General features: G+C 68.8%; 7 protein-coding genes. 6 read left to right on the top strand and 1 reads right to left on the bottom strand.

The window, feature by feature from the left end; genetic code table 11:
* A partial coding sequence (locus tag ACHFFZ_RS03245; protein ID WP_394275228.1) for an RNA polymerase sigma factor occupies window positions 1–675 on the top strand: 675 nt, incomplete at its 5' end.
* 108 nt (window positions 676–783) lie between these two features.
* Window positions 784–1,299, top strand: a complete 516-nt coding sequence (locus tag ACHFFZ_RS03240) for a GNAT family N-acetyltransferase (RefSeq protein WP_394275227.1) — start codon at window positions 784–786, stop codon at window positions 1,297–1,299.
* 79 nt (window positions 1,300–1,378) lie between these two features.
* On the opposite strand, the gene ACHFFZ_RS03235 is transcribed toward ACHFFZ_RS03240, so the two are convergent.
* Entirely contained in the window at window positions 1,379–2,794 is a 1,416-nt protein-coding gene (locus tag ACHFFZ_RS03235) for an aromatic acid exporter family protein (RefSeq protein ID WP_394275226.1), read from the bottom strand.
* A gap of 121 nt (window positions 2,795–2,915) precedes the next feature.
* Here ACHFFZ_RS03235 and ACHFFZ_RS03230 point away from each other — a divergent pair, with 121 nt between their 5' ends.
* The 4 genes from ACHFFZ_RS03230 to ACHFFZ_RS03215 all read left to right on the top strand — a co-directional run.
* Window positions 2,916–3,965, top strand: coding sequence for a glutathione S-transferase family protein (locus ACHFFZ_RS03230; RefSeq protein ID WP_394275225.1), 1,050 nt, complete (start codon window positions 2,916–2,918; stop codon window positions 3,963–3,965).
* A gap of 84 nt (window positions 3,966–4,049) precedes the next feature.
* Entirely contained in the window at window positions 4,050–5,069 is a 1,020-nt protein-coding gene (locus tag ACHFFZ_RS03225; RefSeq protein ID WP_394275224.1) for an LLM class flavin-dependent oxidoreductase, read from the top strand.
* A gap of 62 nt (window positions 5,070–5,131) precedes the next feature.
* Entirely contained in the window at window positions 5,132–7,396 is a 2,265-nt protein-coding gene (locus ACHFFZ_RS03220) for a carbon starvation CstA family protein (protein ID WP_394275223.1), read from the top strand.
* Window positions 7,393–7,674 (top strand): CstA-like transporter-associated (seleno)protein (locus ACHFFZ_RS03215; RefSeq protein WP_394275222.1); only part of this gene is annotated, 282 nt, incomplete at its 3' end. The genes ACHFFZ_RS03220 and ACHFFZ_RS03215, both read left to right, overlap by 4 nt.

Genomic DNA, 7,674 nt, shown 5'->3' with positions numbered 1-7,674 from the left:
TCGCTGGCCAAGCGCTACACGGGTCGCGGCATGGCGTTTTTGGACCTGATCCAGGAAGGCAACCTGGGACTGATCCGCGCGGTGGAGAAGTTCGACTACTCCAAGGGCTACAAGTTCTCCACCTACGCCACCTGGTGGATCAAGCAGGCCATCACCCGCGCCATGGCCGACCAGGCCCGCACCATCCGCATCCCGGTGCACATGGTCGAGGTCATCAACAAGCTGGCCCGCGTCCAGCGCCAGATGCTGCAGGACCTCGGTCGGGAACCAACGCCGGAGGAACTGGCCAAGGAACTCGACATGACCCCCGAGAAGGTCGTCGAGGTGCAGAAGTACGGCCGCGAACCGATCAGCCTGCACACGCCGTTGGGCGAGGACGGCGACAGCGAGTTCGGTGACCTGATCGAGGACTCCGAGGCCATCGTCCCCGCCGATGCAGTGAACTTCACGCTGCTGCAGGAGCAGCTGCACGACGTCCTCGACACCCTCAGTGAGCGCGAGGCCGGCGTGGTCAGCATGCGCTTCGGCCTGACCGACGGCCAGCCCAAGACGCTCGATGAGATCGGCAAGGTCTACGGCGTCACCCGTGAGCGCATCCGCCAGATCGAGAGCAAGACGATGAGCAAGCTGCGTCACCCGTCGCGCTCGCAGGTGCTGCGCGACTACCTCGACTGATCCATCCTGATCAAACTGGCGGGCCCCCTCCTCGTGAGGGGGCCCGCTGTCGTCTGTGGGCTTGCCGGGTGGGGCCGGGTCGCGGCCCTGTTCGCTAGGGTCAGGGCCATGCCGAAGACCCCGTACCGCATCAAGCGCGCCGAGCACCCCGTCGAGCTGCAGGGGGCCGTCGCGGCCGAGCAGACCGCCTGGCGCGAGTCACTGGCCCCGCTGGTCCCGGCCGAGCTGCTGCAGGAGCGCACGAGCGAGGACTTCGTCGAGATTCGCCTGCACGAGTGGGCGCTCGCCAGCCAGGAGGGGACCTGGTTCTGGGTGCTGCTGGACTCGCGCGACGGCCGCGTGGTGGGCGTCGCCCATGCCGTGCCGCGCCGCGAACTGGACGGCCCCGTACTCCTGGAGCTGGCCGGCATCCACCTCACCGACGAGGTGAAGGGCAGCGGCGCCGCGGGCCGGCTGCTCGAGATGACCATCGGCGACATGGCCTGCTATGCGTGGGTGCCGCAGGGTGCCGACCGTGCGGTCCGCTTCCTGGAACGCAATGGCTTCGTCGCCGACGGCGCGGTGCGTCCGAGCCCCGAGTACGGCATCGACGAGCTCCGCCTGGTGCGTCGCGAGGCCGAGTAGCCGGGACATCAGCTGGGAATGCGGCTCATACGGCCACGGATGGCATGTGAACGTGTCATGCGCCGCCAGAGCGGCATTTTCAGCGCCGATGCTTGCGCAGGCGCCTTCTCGGCCTGGGCTCGGCGGCCAGCATCTCGGGGGTGACCACCGGGATCGGCTGGGTGTCGCGGTCGTCGTCGAGGAAGTCCTCCTCGGTTGGCGGCGGGGCCGGACGCCGCAGCTGGCGGGCGAGCATGCGGGCATGGCGGGCCCGGTCAAGGGGATTGGTCCGAGGACCGATCTGGCCCTTCTCCAGCCGGCGTCCCAGTTGCGAGGCCTTCCAGCGTTCCCGCACCCGGACCCTGGAGTCGATGTCGAGCTGCTGCAGTGCCTGGTCCAGCGCCGGCAGGATACCGCCGCGCAGCAGCCACTGCGGGGAGTCCGGGTCCTGGAAGTCCATCAGCAGGGACAGGTCGGATCGTGCGTCGCGAAGACGCCGGTAGTTCTTGGTGAAGGCCTCGTGCGCCTTCTCCTCATTGCCATTGGCCTCCGCCTCCACCATGGCGGCGAAGGACTGCAGGCATTCACCGAAGCGCCGCAGCACCACGGCGAGGGCTGCTTGGGCATGGTCGTCGACGGTGGGCTGGCGGCTGGTCACGTTGCTCAATGAGGGGTGCATCGGTGCCGGTACCTCGCGCTCCATCGCCATGAAGATCCAGCGCAGGCTGAGCAGGCAGCTCTCCAGGGTGTGCAGGCCGCTGGTGAGGATCGGCGCGATGTCGGCACGTCCCATGGCTCGGGAATTGTACTTGCGCACGTCGGTGAGCTTGACGACGTGGTCGTGGGCATTGGCGATGTTGCCCGTCAGGGTGCGGGCGCGGTCACTCCAATCGGCCACGCGGGCACGGGTGATGGGGCCCTGCTCCATGGCGTCGGCCGCCTTGACGAGCAGAGCCCGCTGGTCGGCGCCCACCTTGCGCACTGCCGAGGCTGCCGAACGGTAGGGGATGGAGGGCGGCAGCACCAGGGGCAGCAGCACTCCTACGGTGACGCCGATCAAGGTGGCGACGACACGGGTCTCGGCGGCCACGTCGGTGCCCTGTCCCAGGATGAGCATGGCTGAGATGGGCATCTCCAGCGCCGAGTCGCCCAGCCGCAGGATCTTGGCGAGCACCAGGGCGCAGGAGACCACCAGCGCCAAGCTCCACCAGTGCATCCCGAACAGGTAGGTGGCTCCCAGGGCGAGGCTGACGCCGGAGCCGACGGCCACCACCCGCAAGAGGCCCTTCTTGACGGTCCGGGCCGCGGAGGCCTGCATCACCAGCATTGCGGTCAGCGCGGCGGTGAGGTCGATGGGGCCGTCGACGACCTCGCGGGTGATCGCATAGGCGGCGACGCTCGCGGCGGTGAGCTTGGCGATGTTGCCGAAGACCGGAATGAGGCGCGCGGGAAGCTCGCGCCAGCTGGTGGGTCGGGTGGGCCACAGCGCATCGGCCACGACATCGAGATAGCTCATCGGCAGCGATTCTAGTCAGCCAGTCTGACAACCGTCTGAGTGCGTGGCTGGGCTGGTGGGAACGCGCCCAAGGCGTGGCTCGTTGGTGGCCCGGGGGCGATGTGAGGGCTAGGATAGTTGAATGGATAATCAAAATGACCGTGAGGAACATGTCACCGGCGGCGTCTACAGCTCCAAGGGCAAGGCCTTCGAGCGTGACAGTCGCTACATCTCCACGCGCATCGTGAAGTCCGTCGAGCCGGGCCAGGATGCCGTCGCCGTCGAGCCGGGCCGCTACCGCCTGGTTGCCGCCCGCGCCTGCCCCTGGGCCAACCGGACCCTGATCGTGCGCCGCCTGCTCGGCCTCGAGGATGCCATCAGCGTCGGCATGCCCGGCCCCACGCACGACGCCGACTCCTGGACCTTCGACCTGGACCCCGACGGCAAGGACCCGGTGCTGGGCATCCACAAGCTCAAGGACGCCTTCCTGGCCCGCGACCCGCACTACAGCCGCGGCATCACCGTCCCGGCGATCGTCGACACCACCACCGGTGCCGTGGTCACCAATGACTTCGCCCAGATCACCCTCGACTTCTCCACGCAGTGGTCCGACTTCCACCGCGCGGGCGCTCCCGAGCTCTACCCCGAGCACCTGCGCGAGGAGATGGACGCGGTCATGAAGCGCGTCTTCACCGAGGTCAACAATGGCGTCTATCGCTGCGGCTTCGCTGGCTCGCAGGAGGCCTATGACGCCGCCTATGACCGGCTCTGGATGGCCATGGACTGGCTCGAGGAGCGCCTGGCCGCGCAGCGCTACCTGATGGGCGAGACCATCACCGAGGCCGACGTTCGCCTGTTCACCACGCTGGTGCGCTTCGACGCGGTCTACCACGGACACTTCAAGTGCAATCGCAACAAGCTCGCCGAGATGCCGGTGCTGTGGGCCTATGCCCGCGACCTCTTCCAGACGCCCGGCTTCGGCGACACGATCGACTTCGAGCAGATCAAGCAGCACTACTACGTCGTGCACACCGACCTGAATCCGCTGTCCATCGTCCCCAAGGGCCCCGACCTCGACGGTTGGCTCACCGAGCACGGCCGCGAGGCGCTGGGCGGACGCCCCTTCGGCGACGGCACCCCTCCGCCTCCCGTGCGCGACCAGGAGCGTGCCCCGCACAGCCTGCTGGACTGACCCGGCAAACCTTTGGGGGATCGGGGACCGCAACCGTCGCGGCGGGGCTGGAATAGCAGCCACCGCCTCGACGGTTGAGCAGGCATGAGCACCCCACTGCCACTGAGCGTCCTGGACCTGGTCACCGTCGTCGAGGGATCCGACACACCGACGGCGCTGCAGCGCTCGATCGAGCTGGCCCAGGCCGCCGACCGTCTCGGCTACGACCGCTTCTGGGTGGCCGAGCACCACAACATGCCCGCCGTCGCCTCCACCAATCCGCCGGTGATCATCGCCGCGCTGGGCGCCCACACCGAGCGCATCCGCGTCGGCTCCGGTGGTGTGATGCTGCCCAACCACGCCCCCTATGTGGTGGCGGAGCAGTTCGCCCTGCTCGAGGGCCTCTACCCGAACAGGATCGACCTGGGCATCGGGCGCGCTCCCGGCACCGACCAGCGCACCGCCGCGGCCCTTCGTCGCAGCTCGGATGCCCTGGGGGTGCAGGAGTTCCCGCAGCACGTGCTGGAACTGATGAGCTGGCTGGGCGACAACCGCCTGGAGGAGCCGATGTCGGCCACCCTCGCCGCCACTCCCGGTGCCCGCACCGCCCCGGAGGTCTGGCTACTGGGCAGCTCGGCCTACTCGGCGCAGCTGGCCGGCATGCTCGGCGTGCGCTACTGCTATGCCCACCACTTCGGGCAGATGGACGAGGTCTCGGTGATGGAGGCCTACCGCTCCCGCTTCGAGCCCTCGCCCGCACTCGCCGAGCCGCACGCCATGATCTGCACCAGTGTCATCACGGCCGACAGCGACGAGGAGGCGGACTGGCTGGCCGGCCCGTCCAAGCACATGGCGCTGGCGCTGCGCACGAACCGGCTGGGCCCGGTCATCTCGCCCGAGACGGCCGCCGAGCGGGGCGTCAGCCCGCTGGACGAGCAGATGCTGCGCCAGCTCCCGGCGACCAAGTTCACTGGTACCCCGCAGACGGTCGCACCCCGTTTGCAGTCCCTGGTGGACCGCACCGGCGTGCAGGAGCTGATGCTCACCGCCACCACCTTCGACGTCGCCACCCGCATCGAAACCCTGCGCGAGGTGCAGGGGATGGGGCTGGTCAGCCATGGGTAGTGATGGTGATGTGAGACGTGTCCAGCACCACACCGGCCCAGGCCGACCCTGGGAGCCAGCGGATGATCCACACCGACCCCGCGCTGCCGCCCGTCGCGGTCCGTCCCGACCACCGGCTCTCCGGACGAGAGAAGGTCGTCTTCGGCGCGATCGCGCTGCTTGCGGCCGTCGCATGGTTCGTGATCGCGGTCCAGCGGGGCGAACGGGTCAGCGCCGCCTGGTTCGTCATTGCCGCCGTCGGCAGCTATGTGCTGGCGCTTCGCTTCTACGGCAAGTTCATCGAGCGCAAGCTGCACCGCCCCGACGACACCCGGGCAACCCCGGCCGAGGAACTGGCCAATGGCAAGGACTTCATGCCCACCCACCGGGTGGTGCTGTTCGGTCACCACTTCGCCGCCATCGCCGGCGCCGGGCCCCTGGTCGGACCCGTGCTGGCAGCCCAGATGGGATACCTGCCCGGCACCCTGTGGATTGTCTTCGGCGTGATCCTGGCCGGCGCCGTGCAGGACTACATGGTGCTCCACCTGTCGATCCGGCGACGCGGCCGCTCCCTGGGCCAGATGGCCAAGGACGAGCTGGGCCCGGTGGGTGGCTGGTTCGCCATCCTCGGCGTCACCAGCATCATGGTCATCCTGATCGCCGTGCTCGCCATCGTCATCATCGGTGCCCTGGCCCACAGCCCGTGGGGCGTCTTCTCGATCGCCATGACCATCCCGATCGCCCTGCTGATGGGCGTCTACATGCGCTGCATCCGTCCGGGACGGGTGGGGGAGACCTCCCTGATCGGCATCGTGCTGCTGGTGGCCGCCATCGCCGGCGGCTCCTGGGTGAGCCACCACCCCAGCCTGGCCGAGACCTTCATCCTGAGCCCGGTGCAGCTCGCCTATGCCATCGCCATCTACGGCTTCGCCGCCGCCGTGCTGCCCGTCTGGCTGCTGCTGGCGCCGCGCGACTACCTGAGCACCTTCATGAAGGTGGGCACCATCGTCTTCCTGGCACTGTCCATCCTGGTGGTGCTGCCGGTGATGGGCATGCCCGCGGTCACCACCTTCGCCCGCACCGGCACCGGGCCGGCCTTCGCCGGCAACCTGTTCCCCTTCCTGTTCATCACCATCGCCTGTGGGGCGCTGAGCGGCTTCCACGCCCTGATCAGCTCCGGCACGACCCCGAAACTGATCCAGAAGGAGTCACAGGCCCGCATCATCGGCTACGGCGGCATGCTCACCGAGAGTTTCGTGGCGATGATGGCGCTGATCACCGCCTGCGTGATCGACCAGCACCTGTACTTCGGCATGAATGCCCCGCTCGGGCGGACCGGCGGCACGCCCGAGAGTGCGGCCGCCTACACCAATGGCCTGGGTCTGGTCGGTCCCGGCGGGCAGCCGCTGCACGACGCGACGCCGGAGGTGTTCAGCCAGGCCGCCGCCGGCGTCGGCGAGCAGACGATCATCTCCCGGACCGGCGGTGCGCCGACGCTGGCCTTCGGCATGGCGCAGATCTTCGGCGAGATCCCGCTGATCGGTGCCGCGAAGGCCTTCTGGTACCACTTCGCCGTCATGTTCGAGGCCTTGTTCATCCTCACCACCATCGACGCCGGCACTCGCGTCGCCCGCTCCATGATCTCGGACCTGCTGGCCAATGTGCCGGGCCTGGGTCGCTTCGCCGACCACCAGTGGCGCCCGGGTGCCTGGATCACCACCGCACTCACCGTGCTCGGATGGGGAGCGCTCGTCGTGATGGGCGTCACCGACCCCCTGGGCGAAACCAACATGCTCTACCCGCTGTTCGGCATCGCCAACCAGCTGCTCGCCGCGATCGCCCTGACGCTGTGCTTCACCGTCACCATGAAGAAGGGCTGCTTCCGCTGGGCCTGGATCCCCGGCCTGCCGCTGGCCTGGGACGTGTTCATCACCATGTGGGCCAGCTGGGAGAAGATCTTCTCGAGCAATCCCAAGATCGGCTACTGGGCCAACCACGTCGCAGCCAAGGCCGCGCCCGCCGCCGGGGAGCAGACCTACCTCACCGCCAGGAACCCGAACGAGATCGCCATGGTGATCCGCAACACCGCCGTCCAGGGGGTGCTGTCCATCCTCTATGCGGCCCTGGTTCTGGCGGTGCTCGGCATCGGTGCGTGGGTGAGCTGGAAGGCCTGGCGCGCCGGTGGGCTGCTCGATGCCGAGACGCCCCGCGTGGACTCGCGGATCTTCGCACCCTCGAGCTTCGCGGCCAGCGACGTCGAACGACGGGTCTTGCAGCAGTGGCGCGAGGCAGGGCTCGATGCCAGCCGTGAACACCTCGACCTGCAGGCCAGCGGAGCGCCACGATGACGGCCCGTGAGCTGTGGCACTGGACGCTGCGCGTTGCGCGCGGGATGGGTGGGCTGGACGCCTATGACCGCTACCTGGCCCACCGCCGGCACCGCCATCCGGGCCTCGAGGCGCCCACCCGGGGCGAGTTCTACCGGGCCAAGTGGGACCACGAGTCCCGCGCCCCCCTCGGCGCGCTGCTGCTGAGGCGCTCGACGAGACGAGGCCCGTCCCCAGTGAACTGGTCACAGGGCACGGGCCTCGCCGTCTGCGCGGTCAAGGGCGGCATGCCCGCCCTT

The sequence above is a fragment of the Luteococcus sp. genome (genome assembly GCF_043424415.1).
Taxonomy (GTDB): Bacteria; Actinomycetota; Actinomycetes; order Propionibacteriales; family Propionibacteriaceae; genus Luteococcus.
This window is presented reverse-complemented; position numbering and strand designations above follow the sequence as displayed.

Coding starts and splice junctions, on each gene's coding strand:
- ACHFFZ_RS03240 (WP_394275227.1), top strand. CDS start 784: ATGCCGAAGACCCCGTACCGCATCAAGCGCGCCGAGCACCCCGTCGAG.
- ACHFFZ_RS03235 (WP_394275226.1), bottom strand. CDS start 2,794: ATGAGCTATCTCGATGTCGTGGCCGATGCGCTGTGGCCCACCCGACCC.
- ACHFFZ_RS03230 (WP_394275225.1), top strand. CDS start 2,916: ATGGATAATCAAAATGACCGTGAGGAACATGTCACCGGCGGCGTCTAC.
- ACHFFZ_RS03225 (WP_394275224.1), top strand. CDS start 4,050: ATGAGCACCCCACTGCCACTGAGCGTCCTGGACCTGGTCACCGTCGTC.
- ACHFFZ_RS03220 (WP_394275223.1), top strand. CDS start 5,132: ATGATCCACACCGACCCCGCGCTGCCGCCCGTCGCGGTCCGTCCCGAC.